Origin of the sequence: Virgibacillus halodenitrificans JCM 12304 (assembly GCF_001310895.1) — a bacterium.
GTDB classification, from domain to species: domain Bacteria; phylum Bacillota; class Bacilli; order Bacillales; family Amphibacillaceae; genus Virgibacillus_Q; species Virgibacillus_Q halodenitrificans.
On the sequence record NZ_BAZS01000012.1, the window covers coordinates 40,515 to 61,074 of the forward strand.

Consider the following 20,560-nt stretch of genomic DNA (forward strand, 5'->3'; position numbering starts at 1 on the left):
AGAGCAAATTAATCAGCAGCAGACTGAAGTAATCGGCCGTAGACATTCGCAAACTAGCTATAATTTGTTCACTATACATTATTTTTCGAATGATGGCATAACATCCTAATAAATATGGAATCAAATAAAGAAAAGCTGCCCCATATCAAAGAGGGTAGCTCTTCTTTTGATTACTCGCTAAAGTAATTTTGTAAACCTGTAGTAATTGCTTGTCCAACATTATTTTGATAGTCGGCAGTTTTAATATGAGCTAAGTCATTAGGATTGGTGATAAAGCCCAGCTCCATTAAAATAGAGGGCGCCCGATTCTCCCTTAATACTTTATAATTTGCTTGTAGACTACCTCTACTAGCCAGTGGAACTGTTGAAGCCATAGCAGATTGCACCTTAGTAGCTAAGCCGGCATCCTTATCTGAATAGTAGTATGTGCTCGTACCATTAATAGACAACATCGGGAAGGTATTATAATGAAGACTGACAAAAGCATCGGTATCATAGCTATTACTAATAGCCACTCGTTTACCGAGTGTAACAAAATAATCTCCCGAACGTGTCATGATAACGTTTGCCCCTGCCGAACGAAGCTGTCCAGCAACTGCTTCAGCTGTTGGCGAAATGAGATCTTTTTCATAGATCCCACCAAGCCCAATTGCACCTGGATCCTTGCCGCCATGCCCTGGATCAACAACGATTGTATAACCGTTTAACGTGCCATTCGCTTTTTTTGTATTTTTAACTGAGTTTGTTTGTTTCTTTGATTGCCCGGCAGCATTATTGTTCGTTCCATTATTCGTTAACCATGAAGCTACCCAACCAGTATTTCCGTTAGTCAATTCTATGTTGTGCCAATCACCTGAAGTTTTTACAATGTTATATGTATTTCCTGAATCTGTGGAAGCAATTACTGGATGGTTTTCGCCAGGTCCTGAACGAATATTGACATTACTTGCTGTAATGGTCACTTGTTCATTGGATCTATCTGTTTTCGCTTGCTGACTTTTTCCACTTACTGGAATCAAGTAATGTGCAGCAATCCAGGCTTCTTCACCTGCATAATAGGTTTGAGCCCAACCATGTTTTTTTTGAAAAATTTCCACCTTGTTACCTTCAACTAGCTGACCAATAACTTTTCCGCTGGAAGAAGGTTCACTTCTAACATTAAGAATGATCTCGCCAATTTCGTAAATTTCCCCTTGTTCTGCATGACTCGTATTAGGAATGAAAAGAATAGAAAATAGCAATATACAAATACCAACAACTGAAAAATAAATCTTTTTCACGTTTTCCCTCCTTATAATTAATAAAGTAAGTAAATCATAATACTAAATTGTTACCTATACAAGTACAAAATAAACTATTTTAGAGTAAAACAATTCAGAAGCCCTAGTAAAATTCGTCAATATACCTAAATGCATAAAGTTCACGAATAAAGTAAGAATAGTTAGAGAGTGACATTAGAACAAAAATACCATAATAAAAGTACCTGACTGCTCTACAAATACAGTCAGGTACTAGTGCTAAAAGAATTTCCTTATTATATTTTTATTGTAAGGGAATGACTTACATTTAGTATAAAAATACCAGTTATAAGTTGATTTCTTTTACGAGTACAGCCGCCTCATCCAAAGCTCTTTTGTTATTTTTAATATCGCCGGGTTTACTTGCCTGACCTAGTACATAACCGGCAAACTCCATACCAAAAAACTGACAAATATAATTAAATTGCTGAACAAGCGGCAATCCTTTAATAGTAGGGTTATCACCTCCAACCGCAATAAGATAGGCTTTTTTCTTCTTTAATTCTCCTCGGAAATGCGCGTAATTCGGGTCACGCATAATCTGGGACCAGCGGTCAATAAATGTCTTCATTGGGCCTGATAAACTGTACCAATAGATAGGCGTGGAAAATACGATTATCTCATGTCTAAGCATTAGATCAATTAATTCTTTATGATCGTCATGAACATTTTTAAACCCTTTCACCTCATGGCGCTCATCAATAATTTGCTGAATATGGTAATCTTGAAGATGAATATGGGTGGCTTTTTCTTTCGGGACGGCATGGTAGGCAAGATATTCTGCATTACCATTTTGACGGCTCGAGCCATGAATTACTGCTATCTTCATTATGTTAACCTCCTTATGTTCTTAGCCGTTTACTATATGACTGCTTACTACAGACTATGTAAAAGAATTGGAAATCATAAGTAAAATTTTTATTTGTTAATGAGTAAGTTCTAATATTTTCATGAAAGCAAAACAACCGAAAAAGTGCTTGGAGCGCTAGAAGGTTTTACAGACAATAAAAAAGATAGGTGGAAAGAAATTGACTATAAAAGGAAATAGTGTGTTCAAGTTTATTGTTATATTAATCGCTGCAATTGTAATACGAACATTACTGGCTGTTTTTAGCGAGGGTGGGTATCACCCGTATACGAACATTGTTGTTATCATTAGTGCCATTATCACCTTTGTGCTTTGGACTGTTTGGGAGGAAAGTCGAAACAAGTAATGAGAGAAGAATCAGTGATCTAATAAAGACTATTTTGCTATTTATGATTGGTTCTCATGCATTCAACGGATTCTTTCTGTTACACATTTATTTATAAGGCAGAGGCTGAAATTATCCAGCCTCTGCCTCTATTATAATTACGCCCGAATCCATTTCCATATTTCCCCGGGAGTTGCATTCTTTCCATACATTAAAATACCTACTTTAAATATTTTTCCAGCCAACTTCATTGCAAGCCAAACACTAACTATTAATATAGCTAAAGAAATCACAATTTCTACCCATGGCCATTCCTCCATAATAGTTAACCGTAACAGTAAAACACCCGGCGATGTAAATGGGATGTAGGTTCCAATTTGAGCCATTAGACCAGTTGGATCACTGATTACAGGTCCGATAAAGATAAAAGGAAGGAAAGGAAGCATCATAACCATACCTTGAAAATTTCCAGCTGTAGTGATATCTGCCATTGTAGCTCCAATTCCAACAAACAGAGAGGCAAATAGTAAAAAACCAAGGATTGCAATAACTAATAATAGGATAAGCTCTGGTACAAAGATATACTCTATAATTGGTAAATCTATTTTCCATAAAAGAAAAGGAAAAAGCAAAGTAATTGATACAACTGCTTGAATTAAGCCAAGTACAAAATAACCGATTATTTTCCCTTGCATAAGCTCTGCTGGTGTAAGAGATGAAAGAATAATCTCAGCAATTTTATCTTTCTTTTCCTGTGAGGCACTTTGAAATATAGCCATACCCGTAAATACGATGGAAAGCATAATAAAGCCTGCAAATGCTCCTGGGGCTAGATCTTCTATTGGATTTTCACCTAAGCTGGTTTCTTCTTCTGTAGAAGTAGTATTAATATTTTCTCCTGGCGATTGCTCGTTAAAGTGGAACCCTTTTGAGATAACAGCAAGCTGTTTTTCGGTTATTCCCAGTTCTTCCATTTGCATTGTCTGTAGAGGAGAAGATAATAGTTGCAATTCATTTGAAAAAAAAGGAGGAATTTCCTCACTGAGATAAACAGGAACATTACCTTCTTGCATCGCGCGTTCATCGATAAATATGTATGCCGTATTCTCACTTAGTTCTGCTTCTGCAGCTACTTCTTTTTCGGTTAGGTCGGTTTGCAATAGATCCCAAGGTAATTTATTCTGATTCACACTTTCTTGAAGTTCAGGAAATACACCGAGCTGATCATTTACAAACACTCTGGTTGTTTCCTGTTCTGTATCAGCTGGATCATCACCAAAAAGACTACCCAAAAGCATAAATCCAATAATAAGGACCGGGGTCAGGAATAACCCGATTAAAAACGTTTTATTCTTCAGGTTTCGCTTTATTTCCCACTTGGCAACCTTCATGGTATTACGCATATACTTCACCTGTTTCTTTTAGCATATTTTTATCTGTAGCAATATCTATAAATATTTCATGCAACGAAACACGGTCCATTGTTAATTCATGAACGACTAACTCATTCGGCAATTGCTTTAACCATAAAGTCGGTTGAACAGCCTGTTCAAGGTAAAGAACAGATATATCTTCCTGTTGTTCAATTCGTAGTACCTCGGGTATTGTTTGAAGAATCTCCAAATTATTTATGCCACGAATGGTGCATTTGAAATTTGCATATGTTGTTTTAACCTCTTCCATCGATCCGTAAATAACTTTCTGTCCCCTGTGAATCATAAACAAACGATTTGCCATTTCTTCTACTAAATTCATTTGATGGGAGGATAGTAATATAGCTGTCCCTTTTTCGGCAAGTTCTTTTATTTCTTGTTTAAACAATTCCTGGCTCACAGGGTCTAATCCGGAAAATGGCTCATCTAATATAAGAAGTTCCGGTTCGTGTAGAATGGACGCAATAAATTGAACCTTCTGCCCCATCCCTTTAGAAAGCTCCTCTACTGATACTTTCTCTTTCCCTTCCAGATCAAATTTCTTTAAGTAATCAAGTGCCCGCTGCTTTGCTTTTGCTTGTGGATAGTCCTTTAATTCAGCTAAATACAATAATATATCCATCACTTTTACATTTTTGTATAATCCACGTTCTTCCGGTAAATAACCAATTTTATGTCTTGGAATATCTTTACCAGTACTGTTCGTAAAGGTAATAGAACCCTCATCTGGATACATTATCCCCATAATGTTTCGAATGGTAGTTGACTTGCCAGCACCATTTGGTCCAAGTATGGCCATAATTTCCCCTTTGCGAACCTCAAAAGATATATCAGAAATGATCTGTTTGTCTTTAAAAGATTTCCCCAATTTGTTTACTGTTAACAATGCTTCCATTAACAATCCCTCCTTCGTAGATAGTGTGGTAAATATAAGTGAGTCTGTGAATTTTCCTGTATTTTCAGCTCATGCATTGGGATAAATTCCCAATAAATTTATTAGCCTTGTTGCAGTTTTTCTTTCCCAAGTGCTCTCACCATATGCCTATGTTTTAATACGTAGAAGTAGTCAGTTAGTTTCATAATATTAGAATTTTAATAAAATCCCTAACGAACGAGTGGTTACCGTCTTTTTTAGTGTGAGATTTTTATCAACTAATTCATATTTCAGCTTCCATTTTTCTTGTACGAAGAGAGTACTTCAAAAAATATTTCTTGAATCTGCTTTTCGTTGTAATCATAATCAAATGCAATATTGATTGCTTTTTCGATTTCATAATATACAGTAGAGATTTTCACCTGTTGCTTCAATTCTGTTTTAATATGGGCGACAAAGGTGCCTTTGCCCTGTATTGTTTTTATAAATCCTTGATGTTCTAAATTTTGATAGCTTCTTCGAATAGTGATCATACTTGTTTCCATGTCTTTTGCTAAAGCTCGGATGGAAGGCAAAGGTGTATCTGCTGGTAAATGTCCTCCAGCAATTAACGCTTTTAATTGGTTTTCGATTTGATGATAAATAGGTTCTCTTGAGTCTTTGGAAATGGAGATAGGTAATTCCACCTTAAACACCCCTTATTTTAAATTGTGATCTACTAATATTAGTGAAAATAGTAAACGTGACAATTAGTTAAAGCTGTTAAAGCGTATAGTTTTCTCTTTACGATAGAGGGCGCTGCTTTCGGTCTTTCCTAATTCAAATAGTGATATACTGTGTATGTTTATATATACAGTATATATGTTGAGTAAAGAAGTCAATTATTATTCTGTATATATGCTCGTTGTAGAATTCCGCAGGATTATCCGATACCACGTTAACAAAATTGCCATAGTATAGTAAGTATATGTGAAATATTTCACAATAATTATATACAAAGACTTTAAATAATGTTATTATATAAATGTACCAAGGAGGTACAATACAATATATATTGTGAACTATTGAACATAATAGAAAAGGAGATGAATAAAATGTTTGTAGATTTTATTAGGAATAATAAGATAGCTGCGGGAATATTGACTTTTCTAAGGGTTTATATTGGTTACCAATGGTTGACAGCCGGATACGGTAAAATAACTGGGGGAGAATTTGATGCGACTGGTTTCTTGCATGGCGCAGTAGCAAGTGCAAGTGGCGAACACCCGGCAGTTCAAGGCTGGTGGGCCGCATTTTTAGAAGCTATAGCTATTCCAAATGCTGAATTATTTACTTTTATCGTAATGTGGGGAGAGTTTTTAGTAGGAATTGCACTTATTCTAGGGATCTTTACTAATTTCGCAGCATTGATGGGCATAATTATGAACTTTGCATTCTTATTCAGTGGTACAGTTAGCACGAATGCCCAAATGGTTTTAATTACAGTATTTTTGATCGTAGCTGGGTATAATGCTGGTAAATATGGTTTAGACAGATGGATTATTCCTTTCTTAAAAGACCATAAACCAATTAATAAAAAACATAAAAAGGAAGCAGCACTAGTGTAAAGGTGGAACCAATTTAAAAGATGGATAACAATTTATATATGCTTTAGTACAAACCGGACGATGTATTTAAACGTTCGGTTTGTTTGAATTTCCATGTGTTAAGAAACTACATTACACGCATGTGCATTTTCTTTTGATTAATGTGGGTTAAAAATTAACATACTTTATCTAAGTAAATAGGTATATGACTACTAATAAAATCAACAATCTAAATAGACAAATTACGCCTCAATTACTACTCATTTATTTATTGTATAAGGAAAAAGAACGAATTAGCTCAAAAAAGGTTTAATTTTCTTTAAAATAGAGGAAGATACTAGTAACAATCAGGAAGGGAGTTCGTAAAATGAAGCGTTCACTTTTACTAGTATTTTCAGTTTTGTTGATAATGGTTCTAGCAGCCTGTGGTGGAAACGAAGAAGAAAAGCCTAATAAAGATAACAACCAAGAGAATGAAGAATCGTCGGAAACGATGGCAGATCAGAATAAGTCAGACTCAACAGATAAAGAGGATGTACTTGTCTCTTTAAAAAATAAGGATGGAGATGTAGTAGCAACAGCAACGTTGACAGAAGATGAAGAAGGGGTTCATGTTGCCCTTGAAGGAGAAAAGCTTCCGGCAGGCACGCATGGATTCCATATTCATGAAAAGGGGGCCTGTGAAGCGCCTGATTTTAAATCTGCAGGTGGGCATTTTAATCCGACAGATGCCAAGCACGGATTTGATGTACCTGAGGGGCCGCATGCAGGAGATATGAAAAATATTGAAGTAGGAGAAGATGGGACCGTTCAGACAGAACGTTTGGCAGACATGGTTACACTGAAAAAAGGTGAAGCGAACTCTTTATTTAAGGAGGGAGGGACAGCACTTGTTATTCATTCAGGAGCCGATGATTATAAATCGCAGCCTTCCGGAGATGCAGGTGAACGTATTGCTTGTGGTGTGATAGGTGAATAAATAAACGAAGCCGGCTAACTTGGCCGGCTTCGTTTATTGCTGAAAAACTATTCTAGTGGAAAGTGTTCCATGCTAAAGGGACAAAATTAGCCTGCCTTCTTTACTTCAGGCACTTGAGTTTTTTTAATTAGAAAGGTCCCCAATTTATCAAAACGCCCGTAACTAAGGTAATAACAGCAATAGCAAGCCAAATGAAAAATAATGGCATAATCCATTTCAACCATTTGGTCCAAGATAAATTAGCGACAGCTAGGCTTGCCATCAAAATCCCTGATGTAGGGAAAATTAAATTTGTTAGACCGTCCCCAAATTGGTATGCTTGTACAGCTACTTGTCTTGTCACTCCCACCATATCCGCAAGAGGCGCTAGCATAGGCATCGCAATCATTGCCTGCCCACTACCTGAATTGACAAGGAAGTTTAGAACCCCATTGGAGATAAACATACCGATAGCTGCTACTGCAGGCGGGAAATGTTCTAAGGGCACAGCAATTCCATAAACAATTGTATCCAAAATTTGTCCGTTCTCCAGTACAACAATAACGGATCTGGCAAGTCCAACTACCATTGCACCGTAAACTAACTTTCTCGTTCCAGATAGAAAGGTTTCGGCAAGCTTATTATAGTGCATTCCCGCAATAATGCCTGCTCCGATGGCGATAAAAACGAAAAAAGCAGACATATGATTAATCGTCCATTTCAATTGAATAGACCCATAGACAAAGAAAAGCAAACTTAATCCTACAAATATAAGAAGGAGCTTATGCCTTGTAGTAAACGGAGCATTTAACTCTTGCTCATTACCATCCTCATCATCACCGTAGGCTCCTGCAAAACTTTTTGATGGATCTTTAAGAAGTTTTTTTGTATAACGCCATGTATACCAGATTAGCGATGCCAGTATTACGAGGAATACGATGATGCGTAGTACCATTCCTGAGAATAAAGGAAGACCTGCTATGTCCTGAGCAATTCCGACAGTGTAAGGGTTAATAAAACCAACACTGAAGCCCGCAAAGTTGGCACCGAATGTAATTGCTACAGCAACAATAGGATCTAGTTTTAATGTTCTGGCGATAATAACTCCTACCATAACAAAAGCGATAACTGCGTTAGCCACAGCTCCCACAGCCCCTGTTAATGCAAAAATGGCAGATACGATAGCAATCAGCCAAAATTCGTTGCCGCGTGTAATATGTACTGCCCTATGAATCGCGCCATTTAAAGCCCCAGAGCGTTCAATTATCTCAAACATTCCCCCTGTGAATAAGACTAAGAAGATGATATCAGCAGACTCAACCATCCCCATCTGGATAGCATAGAAAAAATCAAAAAAACCCAAAGGAGCAGTATCTGTTCCGTGATATGTATTTGGAATAACTCGTTCCACTCCATCAATTGTTTCTCTCTCAAACAAACCGGATGGCAAAACATATGTAGCGAGAAATCCTAGTAATAATACAAAAAATAAGATGACATAGGTATCTGGCATCTGCCATTTATTCTGCTGTTTTACTGAATAATCTTGGTTTACTTCTTTTTGTGGTTCCATAAACCCTCCTATTTTAAAAAGTTTTTACTATTGTACCAGAAAGAATAAGTATATTCACGAAATAGTTAGAAAAATACGAAATGACTTTCTAAATGGAGGGATGCCTCTAAATGAAATTTCAGTATATGTAGAGCGGAATAAAAGGAAAGGGTGTATAATAATTCCTGAATTCTTATTTGATCGGAGTGTACCTTCATGGAAGTAGCTTTGTTTATATGTATTATCTTTATAGCTTCTATCCTTCAAACAAGCACGGGATTTGGTTTTTCTATTATGGCTACACCTTTTTTACTTTTAATTTTTGCGCCCAGAGATGCCATTCAAATTAATTTGATTCTTTCTTTGCTCATCTCCATTCTATTAATTAGAAATGTGAAAAAACACGTAGATACCACCATACTTAAACGTCTGATCATTGGAAGTATCGGTGGATTACCTATAGGCATTTTCCTGTTTACTAGCATCAATTTGATATTTTTGAAGTATTTTGTAAGTGGTAGTATTCTAATTCTTACTGTATTGTTAATCATGAAATTCCGGATAACGCAAACAGGGAAGAAGGATTTTTGGATAGGTGGGGTTTCTGGTGCATTTACAACAAGTATTGGCATGCCAGGTCCGCCGATACTTTTGTATTTTTCAGGTACTGACACAACTAAAGAAAAGCTAAGAGCTACCACGTTGGCGTTTTACTTATTTATTTACTTTGTTAGTTTGGCTCTTCAGTTAATTGTTTCTGGGACCTCACAACAAGTATGGGTATCAAGTATGTGGGGGATACCAATTGTATTGGTAGGACTAATTGGAGGCCAAATCTTATTTAGGTGGATTGATCAGGATAAGTTTCGTTGGCTGACATATGGATTATTGCTATTTTCGGGCTTATATTTGCTTATACAACAATTGTAAATTAGATGCTTTCAGACTTTGTCATGTGTATAGCTTGATTCCTTCGGGCTAATGGCTATCAAAATAAAGAGGCAGAGGCAATTCTTATAATAATTTGCCTCTGCCATGTTGCTTTTTTCCTTACATTATTAAGCCTTATCCGCACTAATATGCTTTCGTTGAAATTCTGTAATACTATCATACTCTTCTTCAAAAAGGCGGGATAAGCGTATATAAATGGGTAAGAGTTCACGATAAATATTCGTTGTTTCTTCTACTGGTTCATGTGTATGCGTCTTGCCAACCATTTCTGATACGATACTGAAATCGTCAATCTCATTTAATGCATACATACCAAGCACAATTGCTCCAAGACATGAGCTTTCATAGCTTTCTGGAACAACGACTTGTTTGTCAAAAATATCGGCCATGAGCTGGCGCCACATTTGGGATCGTGCAAAACCGCCAGTTGCTTGAATTCTTTTAGGTTCTCCGGTTAACTCTTCTAATGCTAAAAGCACGGTATATAAATTGTAGATAATACCTTCCAAAACAGCCCGTATCATATGTTGTTTCTGGTGATGGATACTTAGGCCAAAGAAGGAAGCTCTCGCATTCGCATTCCATAATGGTGCTCGTTCCCCGGTCATGTATGGGTGGAAAAGCAGGCCGTCAGAACCAGGATTAACCCCACTTGCTATTTTTGTTAAAACATCGTATGGATCTATGCTTAGTCGCTTCGCTGTCTCTACCTCGCTGCAGCAAATTCATCGCGCAACCAACGTAATACCATTCCGCCATTATTAACCGGGCCACCAATAACCCAATGATTTTCTGTTAAAGCATAACAAAATATGCGTCCCTTGGGATCTGTTCTCGGTGTATTGGACACAGTGCGAATAGCTCCGCTTGTACCAATTGTTACAGCAATTACTCCAGGGTCAATTGCATTTACACCTAAATTCGATAAAACACCATCACTTGCCCCGATTACAAAAGGTGTGTCGGGGGAAATACCCATAAACTCACACAGCTTCTTATCTGTTCCTTTAATGATCTCGGTAGTTGGTACCGGTGTTGATAACTGTTCTGATGAAATGCCTGCCACAAGTAAAGCTTCTTCATCCCAACTCATTTTTTCCAAATTAAACATACCGGTAGCAGAGGCGATGGAATGGTCAATGATATACCTTCCAAACAATTTATAAAAAACATATTCTTTAATGGAGATAAATTTGGCTGCCTGATCAAAAATATCTTTCTTTTCATCCTGCAACCAGACAAGTTTGGCGAGTGGAGACATTGCATGGATTGGTGTCCCAGTTCGTAAATAGATCTCATGGCCGTTCATTTCTTCTTTTATTTTCTTTGCATGATTTGCACTACGGGTATCTGCCCAAGTAATACTGTTTGTCAGTAAATTATGTTGCTCATCTACAGCAATTAGGCTATGCATAGCAGAACTGAAGGAAATGAGTGTTAGTTGTTCTGATGAAATATCACTTTTCCTCATTGTCTCACGTATTGTGCCAAGCACAGCATTGAAAATTTCCTCCGGATCCTGTTCCGCTATTAAAGGGTTCGGTGTGTGTAAAGGATAATTAATTGTATGGTTTGTTATTACGATGCCGGTTTTTGTAAAAAGTACTGCCTTTGTACTTGTTGTACCAATATCTACACCAAGGTAATATTTTTCGTTCTTCATAATGAAGGACCTCCTATATGGGAAAAGGAAAAAGAAACGTTATGCTTCTTTTTCCAGTAGTTTGTTTATAAGGTATTACATATAAGTTTTTAGCAAAAGGTAATGTGCATAGCCCTACATGGGTTAAGAGCAGGATTTCTTACACGGCTTATCCAATAAATAAACTTAATACAAATACAACTGCGAACCCTACAAGGGCAATTAATGTTTCCATCACGGTCCATGACTTAAGGGTATCTTTCACATCCAAACCAAAATATCGGTTCACGAGCCAGAAACCAGAGTCGTTAACATGAGAGAAAATAGTGGCACCTGCAGCGATGGAAATAACAATTAAGCCTAAGGATGGTCCCGTAATTCCCATTGTTTCTATTAAAGGTGATATTAACCCTGCAGCAGTAACCATGGCAACCGTAGCAGATCCTTGAGCTACACGAACGACGGTAGAGATTAAAAATGCGAGCAATACAGGTGGTAGTGCAGAGCTTACCATCATTTCACCTAAAACATCTCCAACTCCAGAATCAATTAATACTTGCTTAAAAACTCCACCTGCGCCTGTAACTAGAATAATAATTCCTGCAGGTTCTAATGCTTTTGTTGCAATGTCTTGAACATCCTGTTTCTTATACCCTCGTTTTACACCCAAGAAGTAAAAGGTCAATAATGTTGCAATTGTTAATGCAACAAAGGGATGCCCCAGAAAAGTAAAGAAGCTTCTAATTGCATTGCCTTCTTCTAATATAACGCCAGTCAACGTATTAGCAAGAATTAATACTAATGGAATGAAAATTAAAGAAGCAATCATAGCAAAGCTTGGTAGTTCCTGTTGATGCTCTGTTTCTTCTATTTGCATATAATCCGGAATATCCACGTGAATTTTATTAGCGATATACTTACCAAAAATCGGGCCGGCTATGATCATTGCAGGAAGCCCAGCGATTGCACCAAAAAGAATTACCCAACCAAGATCAGCCCCAATTAAATCAGCGACCGCAATGGGCCCTGGAGTTGGCGGAATATAGCTATGTGTTACTGCAAGACCAGCTAGCAACGGAATACCATAATAAAGTAATGACTTTCCTGTCTTCTTAGCCAATCCATAAACAATCGGCACTAGAATAATAAAGCCAACATCAAAGAAAACAGGAATAGCTACTAGGAAGCCAGTAACTCCTAAAGCCCATTGCGCTTTGTCTTCCCCGAACTTAGCAATCATTGTTTGTGCTAACCGTTCAGCTCCCCCGGAGACTTCAAGCATTTTACCAAACATGGCGCCAAGCCCAACGACAACTGCTACGAAGCCGAGCGTTCCTCCCATGCCGCTTTCCATTGAATCAATAACACCTGAAAGTGGCATGCCTGCTGCCACCCCGACAATTAAACTTACAAGCAATAATGCAACAAAGGCGTGTAGCTTTGTGCGGATAACTAAAAATAATAAAAGAAAAATACCAGCTAGCGCGATCATAATTAATGAAATATCACCCATTTTTACTTCCTCCTCTTTCTATTAATCTTTTTTTATATGAAAATAACTTTTGCAAAGCCACCAAGTGACTGCACAATATTAATGCAATGAAGCGAGTTTGTTTAACCGCTTACAATTGTTGCGAAAACACAGGGATGAGGAGGAAACCTCATAAGTCAGTTTCCTCTCAGTTTCATTTTTTTACGGTTTCATGCCCACCAAACTCATTCCGAAGTGCAGCAACTACTTTGCCGGAAAATGTATCGTTTTCTAAGGAACGATAGCGCATCATAAGAGATAGGGCAATTACTGGAGCAGCCACTTGCAGATCAATTGCTGATTCTACTGTCCACTTACCTTCTCCTGATGAATGCATAATTCCGTGGATCTGTTCAAGATTAGCATCTTTTGAGAAAGCATTTTCTACTAATTCCATTAGCCATGAGCGAATAACGGAGCCGTGGTTAAAAACCTTAGCCACTTTCTCGTAATCATAATTGAATTCACTTTTATCGAGAATCTCAAAGCCCTCTGCAATGGATTGCATCATGCCATACTCCATACCGTTGTGCACCATCTTTAAGAAATGCCCACTTCCAGTTTCTCCTGTATATAAGTACCCGTTTTCCACGGAAATATCACTGAATAGTTGCTCGATTTGAGTAAACTTTTCTGCATTTCCTCCAATCATGGTACATGCGCCATTCCGCGCACCTTCCATACCACCGCTTGTACCGCAGTCGAAGAAATAAATACCTTGTTCAGAAAGAATTTTATTTCTGTTTAAGGTGTCTTTATAATTTGAATTTCCACCGTCTATAATGGAATCGCCCTTGTCCAGATGAGGAGAAACTTCTTGAATTACTTTTTCAGTTATATTTCCTGCAGGAACCATTAACCAAATTACTCTTGGAGTAGCTAATTGGTTCGTAAGTTCTTTCAACGAATCTGCAAGTGAGAAGTTTTCATGTGCTATATTTTCGCCAATGGAGCGATTTGCATCATAACCAACTACGTGATGATTATGGTCCATTAGATTAAAAGCCAAATTTCTACCCATTTTCCCGAGACCAATTAATCCGATATTCATTTTGTCACCTCTAATGATGAAATTTTTTTCTTTTTCGCATTCATTATATCAAATATTTTTCCTTGATCAAGCGTTTTCATAAAAAATTTTTTCGTTTATAATGTTTGTATGGAATAAAATAGAGAGGAATTTCATTATGGAACCAAATAAGTATGGATTAGCAGGAATACGAAGTAATTATGGGAAGTTTAGTGAAAAGGAAAAAAAGATCGCTGATTATATTTTGCAGGATCCACAAAAAATTATTCACCACACGATTAATCAGGTCGCAGACGAATTAAATGTTGCTGAATCTACTGTGTTTCGGTTTTGTCAACGGGTTGGCTTCAAGGGGTATCAAGCTCTGAAAATTGCACTTGCAGCTGAAATTGTAACACCGATGAAAGATATTCATGAAAAGATAAGTGATGGTGACAGTGTGGGGATGGTAACCGAAAAAGTATTCCGGTCAAATGTAAAAACTTTGGAGGATACATTGCACATTATGGATTCGCATATAATGGAGAAAGTTGTCGAAACCATTTTAAAGGCTGATCGTATTTTCTTCTTTGGAAGTGGAGGATCTGCAGTTGTAGCTCTGGATGCCTATCATAAGTTTATTCGCAGTGGATTAAATGTAAACTCAACCTTGGATGCGCACATGCAGTTGATGGCTGCTTCTCAGCTAACAAAGAAAGATGTAGCTATTCTCATCTCCCATTCAGGTTCAACGAAAGATATTTTAGATGTATTGCAGGTGCTGAAGGATAAAGAGGTAAAGATTATTAGTATAACCAATTTTGCTAAATCTCCCTTAACCAAAGAAGCAGATATTGCATTATATACTGTGGCAGAGGAGACAGATTTTCGTTCAGAAGCATTATCATCCAGAATTGCTCAGTTAAGTATTGTGGACGCACTATATACAAATATAATGATTGCAAGAAAAGACCTGGGAAATAAAGCATTAAAAAATATGAGAAGCGCTATTTCCGTTAAAAGACTATAAAGGAACAAAAGCGTAAGCGCCTTCTTATAAAAAATGGTAATGTCGTTCCATTTCTATTCTAAGCCCACTCATGTATAATATATTTCGAGTAACGAAGAAAGGAAGAAAATATACATGAGTTCACAAGCAGTAAATCATAGAGCGACAGACAAGATATGGACAAAAGATTTTGTTCTGGTTTGTCTGGCAAACTTTTTTATATTTTTAGGTTTTCAAATGACATTGCCAACACTACCTCTATTTATAAAGGAATTAGGCGGCAGTGATCAGATGATAGGTATTATTATTGGTATTTTTACCTTTTCCGCTTTATTATTTCGTCCCTATGCCGGACATGCACTGGAGTCAAAAGGCAGGAAATTCGTTTATATGATAGGTTTAGCTGTATTCGTAATTTCTGTTGGCTCCTATGCTTTCATTGTAGGCATTGGACTACTGGTGGTTATGAGGATTGTTCAAGGTGCGGGTTGGGGATTGTCAACTACAGCAACAAGCACCATAGCTACAGATATTATTCCAATGAAACGAAGAGGGGAAGGCCTTGGATATTTTGGCTTGTCCGGTAATTTAGCTCTTGCATTTGGCCCTGCTCTTGGCTTGACCCTTGTTGGAGTAATTTCGTTTACCAGTCTGTTCTTAATCTGTGCAGGACTGGGGTTAGTAGCATTTTTACTTTCCATGACAATTCACTATAAAAAAGTGGAAGAATCACCGGATAAAGCTGTTACGATTAAATTTGATATTTTTGAAAAAAGCGCAATTCAGCCGTCCATCCTCTTGTTTTTTATTACAGTAACATTTGGGGGAATTGCTTCTTTCTTGCCGTTATATGCTGCTCAAGAGCATATAGATGGTATCGAGCTGTATTTCCTTGTATACGCAGCCTTTCTAATGATTTCACGAACCTTTGCTGGCAAGATTTATGATAATAAAGGACATCTATATGTATTCCTTCCAGGTGCGATCTGTATTTTTATTGCAATGCTATTGTTATCCTGGTTGCCAAATATGATGGTAATGTTAGTTGCTGCAGCCATTTATGGGCTTGGGTTTGGAAGTGTCCAACCTGCATTACAGGCATGGGCAGTAGATAAATCTCCGAACAATCGAAAAGGAATGGCTAACGCTACCTTTTTTTCATTTTTTGACTTGGGGGTAGGCATCGGTGCAATGACATTTGGCCAGCTTGCTTCACTATCCGGTTATGGAGCGATTTATGTGACAGCAGCTGGTTCCGTTTTAATTGCCATGTTATTTTATGTATATTTGATTCTAAAGTCTGGCATCCGTAATCATCTATAAGGTATTAACAGTTTTGTTTAAAAACATGCTGTGATCGTATACAATAGAAGGAACACAAGACTTAGAAAGTAGGTTGCTAACGTTTTGAAAAGTATCGGTAATATCAACATCCAAAGTTTATTCCCTTCCGTCATTTATAAAAGAGGACTTGATTACTTTAAGAATAACAAGGTTACTGACCTTTTATATGATATTAACTATAGTGTATGGACAGCGACTGTAATTGGTTCTGAGGATTATTTTGTAGAATTGAATATGAAGGATTTCTCCAATGGTTCGATTGAAGCATATTGTGATTGCCCGGCATTTGAAACATTTGGTTCCTGTAAGCATGTTGCTGCAACATTAATAGCGGTTGCCAATAGAAGCGATAATAAACCTCCAGCCTTTGCAGATTATGATTATAATATGACCAACCGATTTATCAGGGCTTTTAGTGATATTCAACAACCAACAGCTGAAAATGAGATTCTTCCGGAGAAGAAGGAAATGAAGGTGGAGTATTATTGTCACCTGTCTTATGACAAAAGCTTATCCATTGAAATAAAAACTGGGGAGAAGCGCTGTTACGTAGTAAAGGATGCGTATGAATTTCTTAAGCATGTTTTAAATAATATCGAACACTTTTTCACAAAAACATTTACCTATTTTCCTGATACGCATCATTTTCTCCCCCAGGATAGGGAAATTTTTGAAAAGCTGCATGCTGTTTTAAAAAATGAGTCCATTTATAATGACCACTCTTACATGTATTATCAAAAGACAGCAAATGATCGAAGGTATATTACCCTTCCTCCTTTAATTGCAGAAGATCTCTTGGAAAAATTGATTGAACGGAATTTTACCGTCGTCACAGCACGGACGTCCTTTACCCATGTGCAATTAGAAAAAAATAGTCTTCCTTTTCATTTTTCTATTTCTAAAAATGATAAAGAGGACTTAACCTTAATAATGGATGAACTATCCGACGGGGCCTATCTTCCGGCATATGAATTATTTTTTCATAAAGGTGTATTTTATAGCCCTGCTAAAGAACAGGTCCCTGTGCTTGAGCAAATTAGTCAATTTGGAATGGATAATCTCGAACTGCCGATCTCCAAACAACAAGCAGACACGTTTTTATCAGAAGTGCTTCCCTCTTTGAAGAAAATTGGGGATGTAGCGATAGATAATAATGTAAGAGAAGAAATCATTCAAGTTCCCCTACGAGCCAAAATGTATCTCGAAGTAAAAAGTGATTGGATTATTGGTAAGCTGGAATATCACTATGGAGATCAATTAATAGATCCGTTTAGTGGCAGAGAGCAGCACGATGTTATTATTATTCGAGATACAGAGAAAGAACAACAAATCATGCGTCTTATTGAATACGCAAATTTTAAATATAACGGAAAAGAACTGTATTTGGCAGCAGAAGAAGAGGAAGAAATATACGACTTTTTATACCATGTACTTCCACTTTTAGATGACCAAGTGGAACTGTTTCTGACTTCAGATATACGGAATTATATTATGGAAACAGACCCAGTACCCAGTACAAGAGTAAATTTGGAAACATCATCTAATTTACTGGAAATTGGCTTTGATATAGCAGGTGTAGACGACTCAGAGATAAACAAAATTATTGATGCCGTTATTGAAAAAAAGCGGTATTACCGTCTGCAAAATGGCGCACTGCTCTCATTGGAAGGGGAAGACTTTACTTCCATGAAGCAGCTCTTTAGTGATATGGAGATTAATAAAGATGATCTTCAAGATGGCAGTATTCATGTACCGGTCTATCGTGGTACGCAGGTAGATGAAATGATTGAAACGAATAAAAATTATGATCCATCATTTCGCAAGCTGCTTCATCAACTGAAATCACCGGAAGAACAAGTTTACCCATTACCAGCTAACTTACAGGCTACGTTGCGAAATTACCAGCAAACGGGGTATCAATGGTTTAAATCACTTAGCCATTATCATTTAGGGGGCATATTGGCAGATGATATGGGCTTAGGAAAAACCTTACAGAGCATCGCTTATATTGCCTCAGAGCCTAGTGAGCATCCACACTTGATTGTGGCCCCATCCTCCGTTATTTATAATTGGAAGAATGAATGTGAAAAGTTTTCACCGAAGATGAAAGTAGCTATCTTAACAGGGAATCCTCAGGAGCGAAGAGAAAAAATTACCGGCACGATTGATGCAGCAGATGTTTGGATTACCTCTTACGCTACTCTCAGACAGGATATTGAATATTACCGGGAATTGACCTTTCAGACACTCATCTTAGATGAGGCACAATATATTAAGAACTACGCAACGAAAACATCAAGGGCAATACGTGAAATAAAAGCAGGAAGAAAATTTGCGTTAAGTGGCACACCAATAGAAAACTCGATTGATGAGCTATGGGCTATTTTCCAGGTTATATTGCCAGGGCTGATGCCAAATCATCGCAAATTCAAACAATTGTCTCATGAAAGAATAGCAAAGATTACAAAACCATTTATTCTTCGACGTCTCAAAAAAGATGTACTGAAGGAATTACCGGATAAGATTGAAACTGTTCATGTATCCGAACTAACCAAAGAACAGAAGGATTTGTATATTGGGTATCATCGCCAACTTCAACAGGAAGCTGCCCAATCGATGCAGGAAAGTGGTTTTCAAAAAAACCGGATGAAGATACTTGCTGGATTAACACGCTTGCGACAACTATGCTGTCATCCTTCCTTGTTTATCGAAAATTATCAGGGGAAATCGGGTAAGCTTGAACAATTAATGGAGACGATACGTACTGCAAGGGAAAGTGGAAAACGCATGTTGATCTTCTCCCAGTTTACAAGTATGCATGAAATCATTAGTGCGAAACTTGAGAACGAAGGAATAGGTTACTTTTACTTACACGGGCAGACACCATCACAAGAACGAGTGGAAATGAGCGAACGATTTAACAATGGAGAAAACGATGTTTTTCTTATTTCCTTGAAAGCCGGTGGCACAGGCCTCAACTTAACTGGGGCAGATACGGTGATTTTGTATGATCTTTGGTGGAATCCGGCGGTTGAGGACCAGGCAACAGGCAGAGCGCATCGATTTGGTCAGAAAAATGTTGTCCAGGTCATTCGGTTGATTGCTGAAGGTACCATCGAAGAAAAAATTTATGATTTACAACAAAAGAAACGAGAGCTCATTGACCAGGTTATTCAGCCTGGAGAGTCTATGCTATCCAGTCTCAGTGAAGATGATGTTAGAGAACTATTGAATATTTAATGAAAGAACCAGCCTGCCCAGGCTGGTTCTTTATGTTTTTATAAACGGAAAAAAGGGAAAATAATATCCGTGACTTTTATAAAAGAAGAAAATTTATAATGCGAACCATATTTTGTTCTTAACCAAGCCACATTCGTATAAATTACAAGTAAACACTTAAGGGAGATGGGAAGATGAGAACAGTTGCAAGAGGGGTGGCAAAGTTTTTCGTAGCTAATTTTGCTGTAGTAATGGCGATTATGTTATTGCCAGTATTTCTGGTAACTGATGATGTTGCTCTATTTGATTCGATGATGGAATATTTATTCAGTAATAAGTCATAAGCAGAATTTAATTTAGGAGGATGTATTCGTTAAATGCATCCTCTTTTTTTATAGGTATGATATTCTATATAAAACAGGTTCTAATATAGATGTTGGGGGCTATCTAGTGATTCGCAAAATAGATATACTGCAAAGTAACTTGATAGTACTGTAAACGGCCGTTTCGGAAAATACACTTCGCTTTCCGTGGGCAACGCTTCAGCTTCCTCGGAAGAAAACCACTTCCTGCGGGATCTTCAGCTGGGGCTGGGACTGCGTTACCTCGTCCCACCGAAGACCTTTTGCGATTACTCGCCCCATCAAAAAGCCCTGTTGCTTTTCCCACAGGACAAGGAAGGCTTCAGCGAATTATGCATCGCACGAAGGAAAGGTGTTTTTTCTTTCCGAGGAGTCTTCGTGTTTTTCCTTCACTGGTAAGCGGTTAGATAATAACCCGCTATTTATGGTACAAAGCAGATACAAATTGATTGGAGCGGAAGGGGGCGACTCCTACCGGAATAGCATGAGCTGAAGACCCTGGACGTAGCGTAGTGAAGGAAGCGGCTGAAGCCATGCCGGTGGAAAGCGTCCCACTAAAGCGGAAATCAGTGGGTTCATCCACTTCCTTAAAATTAGAT

17 protein-coding genes and 1 pseudogene are annotated in these 20,560 nt (G+C 37.7%); 8 read left to right on the forward strand and 10 right to left on the reverse strand.

Annotated features, from left to right (window positions below):
- Positions 1-170 precede the first annotated feature (170 nt).
- Positions 171-1,280: an N-acetylmuramoyl-L-alanine amidase family protein gene (locus JCM12304_RS08360; protein ID WP_019379298.1), complete on the reverse strand. Its 1,110-nt coding sequence runs from the start codon at positions 1,278-1,280 to the stop codon at positions 171-173.
- A 304-nt stretch (positions 1,281-1,584) separates the two neighbouring features.
- On the reverse strand, positions 1,585-2,127 hold the full coding sequence (locus tag JCM12304_RS08365; protein WP_060679745.1) for a flavodoxin family protein: 543 nt from the start codon (positions 2,125-2,127) through the stop codon (positions 1,585-1,587).
- 199 nt (positions 2,128-2,326) lie between these two features.
- Between JCM12304_RS08365 and JCM12304_RS08370 the strand changes: the two genes are divergently transcribed.
- Positions 2,327-2,512 carry a hypothetical protein gene (locus JCM12304_RS08370; protein WP_060679747.1) on the forward strand — a complete coding sequence of 62 codons (186 nt, stop codon included), beginning with the start codon at positions 2,327-2,329 and terminating at the stop codon, positions 2,510-2,512.
- Between the two features lie 137 nt (positions 2,513-2,649).
- Here JCM12304_RS08370 and JCM12304_RS08375 read toward each other — a convergent pair whose 3' ends face one another.
- The 3 genes from JCM12304_RS08375 to JCM12304_RS08385 form a co-directional block, all read right to left on the reverse strand.
- Entirely contained in the window at positions 2,650-3,894 is a 1,245-nt protein-coding gene (locus tag JCM12304_RS08375) for an ABC transporter permease (protein WP_040956633.1), read from the reverse strand.
- Entirely contained in the window at positions 3,887-4,819 is a 933-nt protein-coding gene (locus tag JCM12304_RS08380) for an ABC transporter ATP-binding protein (RefSeq protein WP_060679749.1), read from the reverse strand. Before JCM12304_RS08380 ends, JCM12304_RS08375 begins: the two co-directional genes overlap by 8 nt.
- A 269-nt stretch (positions 4,820-5,088) precedes the next feature.
- Entirely contained in the window at positions 5,089-5,484 is a 396-nt protein-coding gene (locus tag JCM12304_RS08385; protein ID WP_019379303.1) for a GntR family transcriptional regulator, read from the reverse strand.
- A gap of 408 nt (positions 5,485-5,892) precedes the next feature.
- Here JCM12304_RS08385 and JCM12304_RS08390 point away from each other — a divergent pair, with 408 nt between their 5' ends.
- Both JCM12304_RS08390 and JCM12304_RS08395 read left to right on the forward strand, forming a co-directional pair.
- Positions 5,893-6,405: a DoxX family protein gene (locus tag JCM12304_RS08390; RefSeq protein ID WP_019379304.1), complete on the forward strand. Its 513-nt coding sequence runs from the start codon at positions 5,893-5,895 to the stop codon at positions 6,403-6,405.
- Positions 6,406-6,751: 346 nt separating this feature from the next.
- Entirely contained in the window at positions 6,752-7,363 is a 612-nt protein-coding gene (locus JCM12304_RS08395; protein ID WP_019379305.1) for a superoxide dismutase family protein, read from the forward strand.
- Between the two features lie 127 nt (positions 7,364-7,490).
- Here the strand turns inward: JCM12304_RS08395 and JCM12304_RS08400 are convergent, their stop codons facing one another.
- Positions 7,491-8,915: a YfcC family protein gene (locus tag JCM12304_RS08400; protein WP_060679751.1), complete on the reverse strand. Its 1,425-nt coding sequence runs from the start codon at positions 8,913-8,915 to the stop codon at positions 7,491-7,493.
- Positions 8,916-9,110: 195 nt separating this feature from the next.
- On the opposite strand from JCM12304_RS08400, the gene JCM12304_RS08405 reads away from it, so the two are divergent.
- Positions 9,111-9,824 carry a sulfite exporter TauE/SafE family protein gene (locus JCM12304_RS08405; protein ID WP_019379307.1) on the forward strand — a complete coding sequence of 238 codons (714 nt, stop codon included), beginning with the start codon at positions 9,111-9,113 and terminating at the stop codon, positions 9,822-9,824.
- A 128-nt stretch (positions 9,825-9,952) separates the two neighbouring features.
- On the opposite strand, the pseudogene gntK reads toward JCM12304_RS08405, so the two are convergent.
- From gntK to gnd, 3 genes and pseudogenes are all read right to left on the reverse strand, one after another.
- Positions 9,953-11,508 (reverse strand): annotated as a pseudogene (gene gntK, locus JCM12304_RS08410) (gluconokinase).
- Positions 11,509-11,656: 148 nt separating this feature from the next.
- On the reverse strand, positions 11,657-13,000 hold the full coding sequence (locus tag JCM12304_RS08415) for a GntP family permease (RefSeq protein WP_019379309.1): 1,344 nt from the start codon (positions 12,998-13,000) through the stop codon (positions 11,657-11,659).
- Positions 13,001-13,172: 172 nt separating this feature from the next.
- On the reverse strand, positions 13,173-14,069 hold the full coding sequence (gene gnd / locus JCM12304_RS08420) for a phosphogluconate dehydrogenase (NAD(+)-dependent, decarboxylating) (RefSeq protein ID WP_060679753.1): 897 nt from the start codon (positions 14,067-14,069) through the stop codon (positions 13,173-13,175).
- 136 nt (positions 14,070-14,205) lie between these two features.
- On the opposite strand from gnd, the gene JCM12304_RS08425 reads away from it, so the two are divergent.
- The 4 genes from JCM12304_RS08425 (at position 14,206) to JCM12304_RS19370 (ending at position 19,943) form a co-directional block, all read left to right on the forward strand.
- On the forward strand, positions 14,206-15,057 hold the full coding sequence (locus JCM12304_RS08425; RefSeq protein WP_060679755.1) for a MurR/RpiR family transcriptional regulator: 852 nt from the start codon (positions 14,206-14,208) through the stop codon (positions 15,055-15,057).
- Positions 15,058-15,171: 114 nt separating this feature from the next.
- Entirely contained in the window at positions 15,172-16,359 is a 1,188-nt protein-coding gene (locus JCM12304_RS08430) for an MFS transporter (RefSeq protein ID WP_040956627.1), read from the forward strand.
- A gap of 84 nt (positions 16,360-16,443) precedes the next feature.
- The gene (locus JCM12304_RS08435; protein WP_060679757.1) at positions 16,444-19,620 is read left to right on the forward strand and encodes a DEAD/DEAH box helicase; all 3,177 of its coding nucleotides are present in this window, start codon (positions 16,444-16,446) and stop codon (positions 19,618-19,620) included.
- A 173-nt stretch (positions 19,621-19,793) separates the two neighbouring features.
- Positions 19,794-19,943, forward strand: coding sequence for a hypothetical protein (locus tag JCM12304_RS19370; RefSeq protein ID WP_156036061.1), 150 nt, complete (start codon positions 19,794-19,796; stop codon positions 19,941-19,943).
- Between the two features lie 436 nt (positions 19,944-20,379).
- On the opposite strand, the gene JCM12304_RS19565 is transcribed toward JCM12304_RS19370, so the two are convergent.
- Entirely contained in the window at positions 20,380-20,544 is a 165-nt protein-coding gene (locus JCM12304_RS19565; protein WP_172675269.1) for a hypothetical protein, read from the reverse strand.
- Positions 20,545-20,560: the final 16 nt, after the last annotated feature.

Coding starts and splice junctions, on each gene's coding strand:
- JCM12304_RS08395 (WP_019379305.1), top strand. CDS start 6,752: ATGAAGCGTTCACTTTTACTAGTATTTTCAGTTTTGTTGATAATGGTT.
- JCM12304_RS19370 (WP_156036061.1), top strand. CDS start 19,794: ATGAGAACAGTTGCAAGAGGGGTGGCAAAGTTTTTCGTAGCTAATTTT.
- gnd (WP_060679753.1), bottom strand. CDS start 14,069: ATGAATATCGGATTAATTGGTCTCGGGAAAATGGGTAGAAATTTGGCT.
- JCM12304_RS08390 (WP_019379304.1), top strand. CDS start 5,893: ATGTTTGTAGATTTTATTAGGAATAATAAGATAGCTGCGGGAATATTG.
- JCM12304_RS08425 (WP_060679755.1), top strand. CDS start 14,206: ATGGAACCAAATAAGTATGGATTAGCAGGAATACGAAGTAATTATGGG.
- JCM12304_RS08430 (WP_040956627.1), top strand. CDS start 15,172: ATGAGTTCACAAGCAGTAAATCATAGAGCGACAGACAAGATATGGACA.
- JCM12304_RS08380 (WP_060679749.1), bottom strand. CDS start 4,819: ATGGAAGCATTGTTAACAGTAAACAAATTGGGGAAATCTTTTAAAGAC.
- JCM12304_RS08405 (WP_019379307.1), top strand. CDS start 9,111: ATGGAAGTAGCTTTGTTTATATGTATTATCTTTATAGCTTCTATCCTT.
- JCM12304_RS08375 (WP_040956633.1), bottom strand. CDS start 3,894: ATGCGTAATACCATGAAGGTTGCCAAGTGGGAAATAAAGCGAAACCTG.
- JCM12304_RS08415 (WP_019379309.1), bottom strand. CDS start 13,000: ATGGGTGATATTTCATTAATTATGATCGCGCTAGCTGGTATTTTTCTT.
- JCM12304_RS08365 (WP_060679745.1), bottom strand. CDS start 2,127: ATGAAGATAGCAGTAATTCATGGCTCGAGCCGTCAAAATGGTAATGCA.
- JCM12304_RS08400 (WP_060679751.1), bottom strand. CDS start 8,915: ATGGAACCACAAAAAGAAGTAAACCAAGATTATTCAGTAAAACAGCAG.